The sequence below is a fragment of the Cryptosporangium phraense genome (genome assembly GCF_006912135.1).
GTDB lineage: Bacteria > Actinomycetota > Actinomycetes > Mycobacteriales > Cryptosporangiaceae > Cryptosporangium > Cryptosporangium phraense.
The window spans coordinates 483,378-497,015 of sequence record NZ_VIRS01000001.1; the positions used below are offsets into that span (position 1 = coordinate 483,378).

13 protein-coding genes are annotated in these 13,638 nt (G+C 71.3%); 3 read left to right on the forward strand and 10 right to left on the reverse strand.

Annotated features, from left to right (window positions below):
• Positions 1-59 precede the first annotated feature (59 nt).
• Positions 60-719 (forward strand): cholesterol catabolism transcriptional regulator KstR, encoded by a 660-nt coding sequence (kstR, locus tag FL583_RS02250; protein WP_142702723.1) that lies wholly within the window; start codon positions 60-62, stop codon positions 717-719.
• Here the strand turns inward: kstR and FL583_RS02255 are convergent.
• Positions 694-1,890, reverse strand: a complete 1,197-nt coding sequence (locus tag FL583_RS02255) for a metallophosphoesterase (protein WP_170323437.1) — start codon at positions 1,888-1,890, stop codon at positions 694-696. The two genes, kstR and FL583_RS02255, sit on opposite strands and share 26 nt — an antisense overlap.
• Before the next feature lie 149 nt (positions 1,891-2,039).
• Between FL583_RS02255 and FL583_RS02260 the strand changes: the two genes are divergently transcribed.
• Positions 2,040-2,555 (forward strand): nuclear transport factor 2 family protein, encoded by a 516-nt coding sequence (locus FL583_RS02260; RefSeq protein ID WP_142702724.1) that lies wholly within the window; start codon positions 2,040-2,042, stop codon positions 2,553-2,555.
• A 1,073-nt stretch (positions 2,556-3,628) separates the two neighbouring features.
• On the opposite strand, the gene FL583_RS02265 is transcribed toward FL583_RS02260, so the two are convergent.
• Genes FL583_RS02265 through FL583_RS02280 form a run of 4 tightly spaced genes read right to left on the reverse strand, consistent with a single transcriptional unit; the run spans position 3,629 to position 7,270 of the window.
• Positions 3,629-4,357 (reverse strand): FadR/GntR family transcriptional regulator, encoded by a 729-nt coding sequence (locus FL583_RS02265; RefSeq protein ID WP_170323438.1) that lies wholly within the window; start codon positions 4,355-4,357, stop codon positions 3,629-3,631.
• A gap of 32 nt (positions 4,358-4,389) precedes the next feature.
• The gene (locus tag FL583_RS02270) at positions 4,390-5,283 is read right to left on the reverse strand and encodes a sterol desaturase family protein (RefSeq protein WP_142702726.1); all 894 of its coding nucleotides are present in this window, start codon (positions 5,281-5,283) and stop codon (positions 4,390-4,392) included.
• A 33-nt stretch (positions 5,284-5,316) separates the two neighbouring features.
• Positions 5,317-5,958, reverse strand: a complete 642-nt coding sequence (locus FL583_RS02275; RefSeq protein WP_142702727.1) for a TetR/AcrR family transcriptional regulator — start codon at positions 5,956-5,958, stop codon at positions 5,317-5,319.
• The gene (locus tag FL583_RS02280) at positions 5,951-7,270 is read right to left on the reverse strand and encodes a cytochrome P450 (RefSeq protein WP_142702728.1); all 1,320 of its coding nucleotides are present in this window, start codon (positions 7,268-7,270) and stop codon (positions 5,951-5,953) included. The genes FL583_RS02275 and FL583_RS02280 overlap by 8 nt, the downstream gene beginning before the upstream one ends.
• Before the next feature lie 122 nt (positions 7,271-7,392).
• On the opposite strand from FL583_RS02280, the gene FL583_RS02285 reads away from it, so the two are divergent.
• Positions 7,393-8,667: an aminotransferase class V-fold PLP-dependent enzyme gene (locus FL583_RS02285; RefSeq protein WP_420843112.1), complete on the forward strand. Its 1,275-nt coding sequence runs from the start codon at positions 7,393-7,395 to the stop codon at positions 8,665-8,667.
• 45 nt (positions 8,668-8,712) lie between these two features.
• Here the strand turns inward: FL583_RS02285 and FL583_RS02290 are convergent, their stop codons facing one another.
• From FL583_RS02290 to FL583_RS02310, 5 genes are read right to left on the reverse strand one after another with little or no spacing between them, the layout of a single operon-like run.
• On the reverse strand, positions 8,713-9,441 hold the full coding sequence (locus FL583_RS02290) for an ABC transporter ATP-binding protein (RefSeq protein WP_170323439.1): 729 nt from the start codon (positions 9,439-9,441) through the stop codon (positions 8,713-8,715).
• A complete protein-coding gene (locus tag FL583_RS02295; protein ID WP_142702730.1) occupies positions 9,438-10,220 on the reverse strand; it encodes an ATP-binding cassette domain-containing protein in 783 nt (260 codons plus the stop codon). The genes FL583_RS02290 and FL583_RS02295 overlap by 4 nt, the downstream gene beginning before the upstream one ends.
• Positions 10,217-11,074, reverse strand: coding sequence for an ABC transporter permease (locus tag FL583_RS02300; protein WP_142702778.1), 858 nt, complete (start codon positions 11,072-11,074; stop codon positions 10,217-10,219). Before FL583_RS02300 ends, FL583_RS02295 begins: the two co-directional genes overlap by 4 nt.
• A 5-nt stretch (positions 11,075-11,079) precedes the next feature.
• Positions 11,080-12,036: an ABC transporter permease gene (locus tag FL583_RS02305; RefSeq protein WP_142702731.1), complete on the reverse strand. Its 957-nt coding sequence runs from the start codon at positions 12,034-12,036 to the stop codon at positions 11,080-11,082.
• The gene (locus FL583_RS02310) at positions 12,036-13,532 is read right to left on the reverse strand and encodes an ABC transporter substrate-binding protein (RefSeq protein WP_142702732.1); all 1,497 of its coding nucleotides are present in this window, start codon (positions 13,530-13,532) and stop codon (positions 12,036-12,038) included. The genes FL583_RS02305 and FL583_RS02310 overlap by 1 nt, the downstream gene beginning before the upstream one ends.
• Positions 13,533-13,638 lie beyond the last annotated feature (106 nt).

The following is a 13,638-nucleotide window of genomic DNA, read 5'->3' on the forward strand; positions in this document are numbered from 1 at the left end:
TCCGGGCGCGGGGTACTCTGGGCGGAGCACGAACAGACCTTTCCCAGGGGGTACACCCGATGGCGAGCCCGTCTCGCGCCCGCGGCGGCAGCCAAGGCGTACTGAACACGCTGAACGCCCTCACCGAGGACGATCTCGGCTCGGCGGCCCAGCGCGACCGCCGCAAGCGCATGCTCGACGCGACGATCGCGCTCGCGACCAAGGGCGGTTACGACGCGGTCCAGATGCGGGCGGTCGCCGAGAACGCGGACGTCGCTCTCGGCACGCTCTACCGGTACTTCCCGTCGAAGAACCATCTGCTGGTCACCGGGCTGGCCCGGGAGTTCGAGCAGGCCCAGGAGAAGCTCGACCGGCTCGAGATCCCGGGTGACACCCCGAGCGAGCGCGTGCTGTTCGTCCTCGGCCGGGTGACCCGCAAACTGCAGCGGTACCCGCAGCTCACCGAGGCGATGACCCGCGCGTTCATGTTCGCCGACGCCAGCGTGGCGGCCGAGGTCGACACGGTCGGACGCCTGATGGAGGAGATGTTCGGCCGGGCGATGCACGCCGAGCCGAACACTCAGGACCGCGCGATCGCCCGGGTGATCGGCGACGTCTGGTTGTCGAACCTGGTCGCCTGGGTCACCCGGCGCGCATCGGTGAGCGACGTGGCCGCGCGGCTCGAGCTCACCGTCCATCTGCTGCTGGACAACGTCACCGACGAAGGGTCAACACGGTGATTTCGCTCGGCGCGAAGACGCGGAACGGCGGGCCCCAGAAGCCGGTGCCACCGCTGGTGTAGAGCTGGGTCGTCGCGCCGTGGCGGGACAGGCCACGCACGACCGGCTGGTCGAGGCGGACCAGGAAGTTGAACGGCCACATCTGGCCGCCGTGCGTGTGGCCGGACACCATGAGATCGATGCCGGCCTCGGCCGCGTGCTTCACGAACTTCGGCTGGTGGGCGAGGAGCAGCACGGGCAGGTTCTGGTCGGCGCCATCGAGGGCCTTGGGCAGGTCGGTGCGGTGGCCGGGCAGGCCCGACCCCTTCGCGGTGACGTCGTCGACGCCCGCGACCACCAGCCGGTCGCCGCCGCGCTCGACGACGACGTGCCGGTTGTGGAGCGAGTTCCAGCCCAGGTCGGTCATCCGGTCGAGCCAGCCCTGGGCCTCGTTGAAGTACTCGTGGTTGCCGGTCACGTAGACCTTGGCCAGCTTCGCTTCGAGGGTGCCCAGCGGCGCCGCCTGCTCTTCGCGTTGGTAGGGCGTCCCGTCGGCGATGTCGCCGGCGTGGGCGATCACGTCCGCGTCCAGGTCGTTGATGACCGCGGCGACCTTGCGCGACCAAGGGGCCCGGTCGATCGGGCCGTAGTGCGTGTCGGCGATGAGCACGACCCGGGTGCCGTCGAGGCCCGCGCCGAGGCGGTCGATCGTGACGTCGAGTTCACGGACCCGCGGGACGCGCATCGCCTCGTAGTTGCCCCAGATCAGGAGCGCGGCGCTGACGACGATCGTCGCTACCGCGACGATCCGCGACCGGCCGGGGTCGTCGACGCCGGCCGCGAGCAGCACCAGGCCGAGAACGTTCCCGAGGATCGACCAGACGAACAGCACCCAGACGACGCCGAGCAGCGTGTCTCCGACGCGGGCGGCGCCGTCGCTGTGCCGGGCGTGGCCGGTGAGCATCGCAGTCGGCAGCCCGATCGCGGCGGCCACGACGAGGACGGTGCCGGTGATGACGACCGCCAGTGGCCACTCGTTCTGCGGACCGAGCAGCGTCCACCAGGGCACGCCGAACAGCAGCAGCGTGACGACGATCAGGATGCCGACGAACACGACCGGGCTCCGGCGTCGTTCCGGCGTGGGAGCGGGAGTGCTCTCGGTGGCCGCGGTGAGTGCGTCGGTGTCGGCCACGGGTGCTCCTCAGGACAATTGAACGGACGTCCGATTAACGTCGATCTTATGCTGGCAACTCCCGGCCATCGGCGAAGATTCCCCTTCCCTGAGATCGTCGACACGGCGTAGACGGTTCCGCTACCGTGGAGGAAACCTGGGAGGCAGCCATGACCCTCGCTCCTTCACCCACGGACACCACGACCACCGCCTGGCGGGCGGCCGGCGAGGTCGGCGACCTCGATGCGGCGATCGCCTGCCTGGCCGAGGACGTCGAGGTGATCTCGCCGCTGACCGCGGCGTTCACCTTCCGCGGCCGGGCTCAGGTCCGCGAGATGCTGGCCGCCGCGTTCGAGATCTTCTCCGACGTTCGGTTTCACACCGAGCTGGGGGACGAAGTGGCGCGAGCGCTGGTGCTGACCGGGCGGGTCGGGCGCGAGTCGTTCGAGGAGGCTCAGCTCTTGCGGTTCGATGCGGAGGGGCAGATCACCGAGGTCACGTTGTTCGGGCGGCCGTTGCCCGCGCTGACGCAGGTGATGACCGACATCGGTCCGAGGCTGGTTCGCGGGCAGGGCCGGCCGGGCTTGGCTCGGGTGATAGGCGCCGCGACCGCGCCGCTCGCGTTTTTCACGCGGGTCGGCGAGAAGCGGTTGGTGCCGCTGGCCGACCCGAACCGCCGCCGCTGAGGCGTGTTTCGCGCGGGGGTCCGCCCCAGGCGGTTTGGTGCCACCCGACGGGCGGCGCGGCGCGGAGGTCGGCGCCTCGGGCCCGGCGGCCGGCCCGCCGCGGCCGCGACGCCGAGCGAGCCGATTGGTGGTGGATCCCGCGCCGGCGCGGACGCCGCCGCTCTACCGAGGGCGAGCAATCCGGTCGGTGATTGGCGGCAACTCCCGCGTCGACGCGGAGTCCCCGACGCCGCGACGCCGACGGCGAGCGAACCAGTCGGCGATGGAGGCGAGTCCCGCATGGACGCTGCCCCGGCGCCGAACAAGTGGGTCGGCGTGGATTCCGTAGTCGACGCTGTCAGGTACGGGCGCGCGGTCCGTGAGCCCGATCGGCCGGGACACGCGTCAGCCGGCTCCGCAGTCTGCGGCTGCGATCGGTGACCCGGATAGCCTCGAGGAAGCTGGACGCGACTGCGGCCTGTCCGGCGTGGAGGGCAAGCGGCCGCGCGATCCGTCAGCCCTATCGACGAGGACGCGCCGACCGGCCCCGCGGTCTGTGGCTGCGACGGGTAACCAGATGGCGTCTGAGAGGGCTGAACGCGTCTGCGGCCTGTCCGAGTGATTCAGAGGGCAAGTGGCCGCGCGATCCGTTGGCGCTATCGGCCAGGACCCGCGCCGGCCGGGTCTGCGGGCGAGCGGTCCGCGCTGGCCGACCTGAGTCGCTGATGGATTTTCCCAGAAGCATCGGCGGCGGGCAGCTCCCCCTCCTTGGCCCGGGCACGAGCTGCGACCGTGTCGTGCGTCGCCGCCAATCTCGCGTCCGGCCACCCGCGGACAATTGATCCCGTCACGGCGCGCCAGTACGGACTCGCCGGCGGATGCGGTCGCTGACCTGCCGCCGGGGGGCGCGGCGGCCGACCGCTCGGCCCCGCCGACGGCGACATCGCCCCGCAGGCTCTGCATTCGCCGTTCGTCCGATCAACCGACGGAGTGGCGGGCGGGCGGGTGGCTCGATCGGGGCGGTGTCTTGGCGGCGGGCCTATGCCAGCGGGGCGCTCGGCTCGGGCGTCGGGTCGCCCGTCGGGGCGCGGACCTCAGCCGACGGTCGCGGTGAGGCGGGCCAGCATCACCGACGTGAGGCGGTGGGCGGCGTCGGCGGCCGAGTCGGCATCGTGGGCCGCGATCGCGGCCGCGAGTTCGCCCTGGGTAGCCAGGTCCGCGGCCTCGGGCGCGCTCAGCGGACGGGTCACGGCCGCGTTCTGATGAATCGCCGCGACCAGGCTGTTGTACGCGAGCTGGTAGGCCACGTTCTCCCCGGCCACGACGATCAACCGCCAGAACTGCTCGTACCGCTCGGCCAGCACCAGCGGATCCATGATCCCGGCCGACGCCCCCACGAAAGCCTCGATCTCCCCCGCCGCGGCCGCCGACGCCCGCTCGGCCGCCAGTCGCGCCGCGTCGACGCCGATCGCCAGCCGCATCTCCAGCGCCGACCGCAGGATCACGCCCTCGGGCAGTGACGACGCCGCAAAATCGCTCACCGCGAGGTCGCTCAGGACCTCGAGCCCGGCCGAGACGCGCCAGTCGAGGACCCGGGTCGCGCCGCCGTGGCTCACCTCGACCAGGCGGGCCTGCTGGAGCCGGCGGATCGCCTCGCGCAGCCCGTGCCGGGCCACGCCGAACTGCTCGGCCAGCGCCCGCTCCCCCGGCAACGCCTCGCCGGGCGCCAGCGCCCCAGTGAGAATCGCGTCCCGCAACTGCTGGTAGACCGCGTCCGAGACGCCGCTCCGGGCGATCGGACCAAAGCTCACCGGGTCTGCCACACCCCCGACTCTACGTCCGCCGCGCCCCGGGCCTACTCTCCGCCGCCCGACGCCGGCGCGACACCGCCGGGCGCCGGTGCGACACCGGTCGGCGCCACCTCGGGCACCCACCCCGGCCCCCGGAACACGAATCCCAACCGATCCCGCCACCCCGAAACGCCACGCATCGCCCGTCCAATGGCGACATACTCCCCGAACGCCACCCGCACCGGGTTGTACGTCCCGACGTTCTTCGTCAGACCGTAAACAACCCGCTCACCCTCCGGCTCGAACGTCCCCAGCAGCCGGTCCCACACGATCAGGATCCCGCCGTAGTTGCGGTCCAGATACATCGACTGCGTCCCGTGGTGCACCCGATGATGCGACGGCGTGTTCAGCACCGCCTCGAACCAGCGCGGCATCCGGTCGATCCGCTCGGTGTGCAGGAAGAACTGGTACAGCAGGTTCACCGACTGCTGGAAGAAGATCATCCACGGCGGCAGCCCGATCGCCGCCAGCGGCAGCCAGAACGGCAGCGCGGTGAACGGCGTCCAGGGCTGACGCAGCGCGGTCGAGAAGTTGTAGCGCTCGCTCGAATGGTGCACGACGTGCGACGCCCACAGGATCCGGACCTCGTGGTGCGACCGGTGATACCAGTAGTACGCGAAGTCGTCGGCGAAGAAGAGCAGCACCCACACCCACACCGCATCAGCGGGCAGCCGCAACGGCGACAACGCGTAGACCCCGGCGTACGCGGCCAGCGTGACGAACTTCCACACCGCCTCGACGACCAGGAACCCCATCCCCATCGACAGGCTCGTGACCGTGTCCCAGGGCGTGTACCCGAGCTCGGCCCCGTCGCTCAGGAACCGGTAGGACGCGATCTCCAGCGCCACGAACAGGACGAAAACCGGCACCGCGAAGACGAGCAGGTAATCGGACGACATGCGGCCCAGCGTAAGCGCATCTGGTCCACTGGTTCAACCAGTTCCCCGCGGGAGGGCGTCGATCGCCGAGATGAACAGATCGAGCCCGAACTCGAAATCGGCCTCCGGATCGTGCGCCAGCAGCGCCGTCGCCGACGCCACCACGTGCGGGAACCGCGCCGGGTCGACCTCGATGTCGGCCACCCGGTCGAGCAGCTGCCCCAGCCAGAGCGCCTGCAACTGCGACCCCACCGCGTACGCCATCAACGCGTGCACGATCCGGACCGCGACCGCCCCGCGGAACCCGGCCCGGGCCGCCAGCGCGAGCGACCGCTCGGCCAGCCGCGACGCCGCCGTGCTCTCGATCGAGTGCGACAACACCACCCGCATCGCATGGGGGTACTCGTGGGCCGCCGCCCGAAAAGCGCGCACCAGCGCCCGCGTCTCGTCCCGCCAGTCGTCCACGAACGGAACCTCGTCCAGCCCCGCCACCACGTACTCCGCCACGCCCTCCATCAGCGCGGCCTTGTTCGGCACGTGGTTGTACAGCGACATCACCGCGACGCCGAGCTCGGCCGCCACCGCCCGCATCGACAGCGCCTCGGGCCCGTGCCGTTCGAGCAGCGCGACCGCCGCGTGCACGATGCGCCCGCGGGTGAGGACCGCACGCACCACCGGTTCCGGAGCCTCACGCATGCAACGCCACCGGCAACTCGTCGAAGCCGCGCAGCGTCCGGGTCGGGCGTCGCCGGGGACGGCCGGCCGCGGTCAGGTCCGGGTACCGCTCGAACAGCCGGCGCAACGCCTCCTCGCCCTCGATCCGGGCCAGCGACGCACCCAGGCAGTAGTGGACGCCGCTGGAGAACGCCAGGTGCTCCCGGGCGTTCGCCCGCCGGACGTCGAACCGCTCGGGGTCGGCGAACACCGCCGGATCCCGGTTCGCGCCGCCGATCAGGATCGACAGGAACGTCCCGGCCCGCACCGGCACGCCGGCGACCTCCGTGTCACGCAACGCCCGGCGGGCGGTGTTCTGCACCGGCGACTCGTACCGCAGGATCTCCTCGACCGCGTTGTCCCAACCCCCCTCGGCCAGCAGCAGAGCAAGCTGTGAGGGATGCGCGAGCAGCAGCGACACCCCGTTCCCGATCAGGTTGACCGTCGTCTCGAACCCGGCCGCCAGCAGTAGCCCGGCGATCGCCAGCAGCTCGGTCTCGGTGAGCGACTCCTCCTCCTGCACCAGCCGGCTCAACAGGTCGTCCCCCGGCGAACGGCGCAACCGGGCGAAGTGCCCGGACATCCACCCGTTCAGCTCCCGGATCGCCCGGTCGACCCGCCGGTACTCCCGATACGACAGCCCGACGTCGAGCACCGGAGCCGCCGTACTCCCCCAGGCGACGAACTGCGACCGCATGTCGGCCGGCACGCCGAGGATCTCCGCGATGATCGTCACCGGCAGCAGGCTGGCGTAGCTGCCCACGATGTCCGAGCGGCCCGAGAGCCCGTCCAGCAGCTCGTCGGCCAGCGACGCCACCCGCGGCCGCAGCGCCGCCATCGCCCGCGCGGTGAACACCTTCGAGACCAGCTTCCGGTACCGGGTGTGGTCGGGCGGATCCACCGCGAGCAGCGACGGCGGCGTCACCGGGCCGACCGTCCGGTTCGGCCGGGTCATCAGCCAGCGGGCCAGCGGCGGCAGCGCCTCCGGATCGGAGACGACGCCGAACGCGTCGCTGCGCAGCGCCCCGTCGGCGACCGCGTGGCTGGCCGTCGTCGCCATGAACTTCCCGCGCACCACCGGGCCGCGCGAGCGGATCCGGGCGTAGATCGGGAACGGATCGGCCCGGGCCGCCGGGTCGGTGAACAGCTGGGCCTGCAGGTCACCCTGCTTGCGCGCGCGGCTCAGCGCGAAGCGGGCGACGCCGTGCCGGGCCGACCAGGCCCCGGCCGCGAGCAGCTCGGCCTGAACCGGGCCGGGCCTCTTCGCGAGGGAAGGATCGCTGGTCAAGGTCATGACGGCTCCTCGGTACGTACTGCGTACGCCTCACGTACGTTGTACGTATCGTTCATCCGACTGTCAACGGGCGAGAGCTGAACGGCGGTCCCCGGGGCTGGTCACGACCACATAGGGTCACGCTGGTGAGCGATCCCACCAGCCCCCCGGGCACCTCAGCCCTCACCGTCCTCGGCAGCGACCTGACCGTGACGCTCGCCGATGGCACTATCAGTGATCACATCAACCTCGACTACGCGGCCACCGCGCCCTGCCTGGCCGTCGCCGCGGACGCGGTCAACGAGGCGCTCCCCTGGTACGCGAGCGTGCACCGCGGCGCCGGGGCCGCGTCCCAGCGCAGCACGCTGGCCTACGAGCGCGCCCGCCAGACGATCGGCGACTTCGTCGGCGCCCGGCCCGACGACTACGTCGTCTTCACCCGCAACACGACCGACGCGCTGAACCTGCTGGCCCGGTCGCTCCCGGCCAACACGACGGTCGTCGGCTGGGCCGGCGAGCACCACGCCAACCTGCTGCCCTGGGGTTCGTCCGCGGTCTCGCTGCCGGTCCCCCGCTCGGCGGGCGAGGCCGTCGACGGCCTCGACGCCGCACTGGCCGGCCTGCACGGCCCGGTCCTGGTGACGGTGACCGGCGCGTCGAACGTCACCGGCGAGGTGTGGCCGCTCGACCTGCTGACCGAGGTGGCCCACCGTCACGGCGCACGCATCGCGGTCGACGCCGCTCAGCTCGCGCCGCACCGCCCGGTGTCACTCTCCGAGTCCGACGTCGACTACCTCGCGTTCTCCGGCCACAAGCTGTACGCACCGTTCGGGGCCGGCGTGCTGGCCGGCCGGGCCGACTGGCTCGACGGCGCCGAGCCGTACCTGGTCGGCGGGGGCGCGACCGCGTTCGTGGCCGCCCACGCGTCCAACGGCCAGGTCTCGTACGCGGTGGACTGGAACTCCGGACCGGCCCGCCACGAGGCCGGCACGCCCAACCTCGTCGGCGCGGTGTCGATCGCCGCCGTGTGCGACGCGCTGAGCACGGCCGACCGGCCGGCGCTCGCGGCCGCCGAGGAGAAGCTCGTCCAGCGGCTGCGTGACGGCCTGGAGGCACTGCCGGGCGTCGGCGAGCTGCGGACGTTCCCGGCCGGGCACGACCGGGTCGGCATCGTCAGCTTCGCGGTGGCCGGCGTGGCCGCGTCGGACGTGTCGGCGCACCTGGCGACCCACCACGGCATCGGGGTCCGGGACGGGCTGTTCTGCGCCCACCCGCTGTCGCGTCGCCTGCTCGAGGACGCGTCCGCCCGGGTCGGCGCGGATCTCGGCCTGAGCGCCGTTCGCGCCAGCGTGGGCCTCGGTTCCACCGAGGAGCACGTCGACCGCCTGCTGCTCGGCATCTCCGAACTCACCCGCTGAGCCGGCGGCCGGCCGCACCCGGCCACCAGCTCAGGAAAAACCGGCTCAAACCGCAGGCAGCCTCGGCACACTCGCCACGAGCTTCCGGGTATACGCATGCGACGGCGCACCGAGCACCTGCCCGGTGTCACCCTGCTCCACGATCCGCCCCCGCTCCAGCACCACGGTCTCCGCGCACAGCGTCGACACGACGGCCAAATCGTGCGACACCATCACCAGCGTCAACCCCCGCTCCTCCCGGAGCGAGCCCAACAGATCCACGATCCGGACGCGCGTCGAGACGTCGAGCGCGCTGACCGGCTCGTCGGCCAGCAACACGCGCGGCTCGCACACGATCGCCCGAGCGATCGCGATCCGCTGACGCTGACCGCCGGAGAACTCGTGTGGGTAGCGATCCACCACGTCCGGCGGGAGCCCGACCGCGTCCAGCGCCGCCTCGACGCTGCCCGGCAGACGCAGCGACCGCAGCGGCTCGGACACGATCCGGCCGACCCGCTGGCGGGGATCCAGCGACGAGTACGGGTCCTGGAAGACCGTCTGCACCGACCGCCGGAACGCCCGCCCGGCCGCCCGCAGGTCCGCGCCCTCGAACAGCACCGCCCCTGAGGTCGGCCGGGCCAGCCCGAGCAGCAGGCGCAGCAGCGTCGTCTTGCCCGCCCCGGACTCCCCCACCAGCGCGAGACTGCGCCCCTCGGTCACCCCCACCGACACGTCCGACAGCACCGGCGCCCCACCGCGGTAGGCGAACCCCACGTTTCGGGCCTCGAGGATCATGACCACTCCAGAGCGGAATCCAGCGTGCGCGCGGCGGCCACCAGCGACCGGGTGTACGGGTGCTGCGGCGCCCGCAGCAGATCGGTCAGCACCCCGCGCTCGACCGCGACCCCGTGCTCCAGCACCACGACCCGGTCGGTGACCTTCGAGACGACGGCCAGGTCGTGGCTGATGAACAGCAGGCCCATCCCCCGGTCGCGCACCAGCCCGTCGAGGAGCGTCAGCACGTCGGCCTGCACGGTGACGTCGAGCGCGGTCGTCGGTTCGTCGGCGATGAGCAGCGCCGGACGGCAGGCCAGCGCCATCGCGATCGCCACCCGCTGCCGCTGCCCGCCCGAGATCTGGTGCGGGTAAGCCCGGGCGATCCGCTCGGGGTCGTCCAGCTTCACTTCGGCCAGCGCGTCGAGGACCGCCGGCCGGCCGCGACGCGACCCGAAGCGCTTCAGCGGGGCCGCGACCTGCGACCCGATCCGCATCAGCGGATCCAGGGCGGTCAGCGGTTCCTGGAACACGATCGCCGCCGACGACCCGCGCACCCGAGTCAACGCCCGATCCGACGCCCCGATCACCTCGGTCGAGCCCAGCCGCACGCTCCCCGACGCGGTCAGCCCCTCCGGAAGCAGCCCCAGCACCGCCAGCGCCGTCAACGACTTGCCCGACCCCGACTCGCCGATCAGCCCGAGCCGCTCTCCGGCGTCCACCGAGAACGACACGTCGGAGACCAGCTCCCGGTCCCCGGCCCGCACCGACAACCCCGACACCGACAGCACCGCGGTCATCGCGCCCTCCGCCGGGTCGGGTCGGCCACGTCACGCAGCCCGTCGGCCACCAGGTTGACGCCCACCACCAGCAGTACCAGCGCGACGCCGGGCGCCAGCGCCCCCAGCGGTGCGGTCAGCACGGTCGCCTGGGCCTCCTGCAGCAGTTGTCCCCAGGACGCGTTGGGCGGCGGCGGCCCGAGCCCGAGGTACGACAGCGACGCCTCGGCCAGCACGGCCAGCCCGAACTGCAGCGCCAGGTTCACGATCAGCGTCGGCCAGATGTTCGGCAGCACGTGCTCGACGACCACCCGGCCCCACGACGTCCCCGAGGTGCGGGCGGCCGTGACGTAGTCCTGGGCCAGCACGCGCTTGACCAGGATCCGGGTCAGCCGGGCGACGATCGCCGACATCGCCAGCCCGATCGCCAGTACCGCCGACGCCAGCGACGCTCCCCGCGCGGCGACGACCAGCATGGCCAGCAGCAGCGTCGGGAACGCGATCAGGATGTCGAGCAGCGCGGCGAGCGTGTCGTCGAGCCAGCGCTGGGCGAACCCGGCCGCCAGGCCGGCGGTGATGCCCAGCAGCGCGCCGAGCAGCACCGCCCCGGCGCCGGTCTCCAGCGCGATCCGGGCCCCGATCATCAGCCGGGTCAGCAGGTCCTGCCCGAGCTTGTCGGTCCCCAGCCAGTGCGCCGACGAGGGCCCGGTCAGCCGCCCGCCGGTCGTGTCGTCCGGTGCGTAGGGCGTCCAGAAGAGCGACAGCACCGCGACGACGACCACGATGCCCACCAGCACCGCGCCCACCCACAGAGCCACCGACCGCCCGCGCGACCGCCGCCCCCCGGCCGCCACCACCGCCACCGGCCCGGCCACCGCGCTCACGAGACCGCTCCGGCCCGCAGCCGAGGATCGATCAACCGCTGGGCCAGGTCAGCCAGCAACCCCACGACCAGCACCCCGAGCGTGCTCACGAACAGCACCCCTTGAATCACCGGGTAGTCGTGCTGCGCGATCCCCTTCGTCAGCATCGACCCGAGCCCCGGCAACGCGAACACGCTCTCCACCACGACGGCCCCGAGGAACGTCGTCGCCAGCTCGATGCCGAGAATCGACACCACCGGCACCGACCCGTTGCGCACCCCGTGCCGCCACACCGCCCCGAAGAACGACGACCCCAGCGACCGCGCGGTCCGCAGATAGTCCGACCCGAGCACGTCCAGCGTCGCCGACCGCACGTACCGGATCAGCGACGCCGACATCACCAGCGCGATCGTGACGACCGGCAACGTCAACGACCGCAACGCCTCGGAAGGAACGGCCCAGTCCGACGACGGGAACCCCCCGGCCGGGAACACCCGCCACTGCAGCGCGAACACCGTCACCAGCAGGATCCCGATCCAGAACGCCGGCACCGCGATGCCCAGCTGCGACACCCCCGACAACAGCGTTCCGTACCAGGTCCGCGACCTCCAGGCCGCGACGAACCCGACCGGCACCGCGATCACCAGCGCCAGCACGAACGCCAGCAGCGTCAACGGCACCGTCACCGCCAACCGCGACGCGATCTCCGGCCCCACCGGCAACGACGACACGAACGACGTCCCGAACGAGAACGTCACCAGGTCACCGAGCCAGGGCAGGAACTGCTCGACCAGCGGTCGGTCCGTCCCGATCTGGTGCCGGGCCGCCGCGATCTGCTCCGGCGTGGCCCCCACCGACAGCAGCGCGTTCGCCGGATCCCCCGGCAGCAGCCGCAGCAGCAGGAACAGCACGACGCTCGCCAGGAACAGCGAGACGACGAGAAAGGCCAGTCGCCGGAGCAGATACCGGGTCATCAGCTCTTCGTGATCCCGTACGCGTAGAACTGCGAGTTCAACCCGTTGACCGGATATCCCGACAGCTTGGAGGAGGCGACCACGATCTGCGGGTACAGGTACAGCCAGTCAGACGCGGCATCCGCGGCGATCTGCGCGTTGACCTTCTTCAGCAACGCGGTCTGCTCATCGGTCGTCGACGACTGCTCGGCCTGCTTCACCCACGCCGTCACCTGCGGGTTGTCGTAGCCCCAGTAGAACGTCGGGTCGCCGTACCAGACCACGTCCCGGTCGTTGACGTGCTCCTGCATCGTCGCGACGAAGTCGTGGTTCTTGTAGACCTTCGTGTACCACTCGTCGGCGGTGATCACGTTGATCTTGACCGTGATGCCGACCTTGGCCAGCTCGGACTTGATGAACGTCGCCGCGGTCGGGTGCGGGTCGTAGTTCGGCGTGTCGAGCGTGAACGAGAACCCGTTCGGCAGGCCGGCCGCGGCCAGCTCGCGCTTGGCCAGCGCCGGGTCGTACGGGTTGGCCTTGGTCAGGTCCTCGTACCAGGGGTCGGTCGGCGGCACCATCGACCCGATCAGCGTCCCGTACTCGCCCCAGATCGACGACAGCAGCTTCTTGTTGTCGATCGCCGAGGTCACGGCCTTGCGCACCTCGACCTTGTTGAACGGCGCCACCTTGTCGTTGAACGCGAGCAGCAGCTTCGTCGTCGACTTGCCGTTGCTGATCTTGTAGTCGGCGTTGTCGAACTGCTTCAGCGCGTCCGGCGACTGCTCGGACGTCACCACGTCGACCTGGTTGGTCAGCAGCGCGTTGTTCAGCGCGGTCGCCTCGGTGAAGTAGTGGAAGACGACCCCGCTGTTCTTCGGAGCGTCGCCCCAGTACCCGTCGAACTTCGCCAGCGTGAGCGTCGAGCCGCGCTTCCAGGCCGTCAGCTTGTACGGACCGGTGCCGTCCTCCGACGTGTCGAGGTTCTTCGCGTCCGAGTTGATAACCCAGATGTAGCTCAGGTTGTACACGAACGAGATCGACTTCGACGACAGCGTCACGACGACCGTCTTCGCGTCCGGCGTCGCGATCGACTTGATGACCTCGAAGCTGCTCTTGCGCGCCGACTGCGACTTCTCGGCGGTCACCTTCTCGATGCTGTACTTCACGTCGGCCGAGGTCAGCGACTTGCCGGAGTGGAACTTCACCCCATCGCGCAGCGTCACCGTGTAGGTCAGCCCGTCCGGACTCACGACATACCTGGTGGCGAGCAACGGCTCGACCTTGCCGTCGTCGGTGAGCTTGAACAGCCCCTCGTACACGTTCCCGTTGAACGCCTCGGTGACGCCCTGGCCCCCACCGTTGGTGTTGTCGAGGTTCGACGGCTCGTACAGCGATCCCACCTGGATCTGCGCGCTCGCGTCCCCGGTCCCCGACCCGCCGTCGCCACCCCCGCCGCCGCAGGCGGCGAGCGCCAGCACCGCGGTGAGGATCCCGCCGACGATCACTTTCCGTTTCATTCTTTTCCTTACGCTATGCGGCGAACCACCGCAGGCTGGGGGGTGGGTGGGGGGTTGCTGACTGTGGGCGGGCGCGGGTTGACGACATTCCGGGCCTTCAAGCCAC